Annotated in this window: 1 pseudogene; it reads left to right on the forward strand. The window is 39.0% G+C overall.

Annotation, left to right across the window (positions count from 1 at the left end):
- Window positions 1-108 precede the first annotated feature (108 nt).
- Window positions 109-364 (forward strand): annotated as a pseudogene (locus C1E58_RS10855) (penicillin-binding protein); the annotation flags it as partial.

The following is a 364-nucleotide window of genomic DNA, read 5'->3' on the forward strand; positions in this document are numbered from 1 at the left end:
TTTGGAAAAAATTCCCTGTATGTTGTCACAAGTTATCGCAGGCTTTTTTCTGCTAGTTTTTAGGAAATGGTGTATAATGGTACAAAATTCACTAGAAAGAGGTAAAGTATGGACGATTTGCAACATCAGCCGATTGAAGTTCCAGAAGATTTCCAAATTGATCATGAAGACCGACCTAGCCGTCGCCGCAGGGGAAATCGTGGCTCTGTTGATAAACCAAAGAAAAAATCACGTATTCCAGAGCCGATTCGTAAATTTTGGCGCCGTTATCAACTGACTAAAATTTTAATCATTTTAATGGTCCTGACAGTTCTTACAGTAGGTGGCTATCTATTTTTCCTTGCAAAGACAGCTAATGTTGGTG

Origin of the sequence: Streptococcus suis (genome assembly GCF_002964575.1) — a bacterium.
GTDB classification, from domain to species: Bacteria; Bacillota; Bacilli; order Lactobacillales; family Streptococcaceae; genus Streptococcus; species Streptococcus suis_R.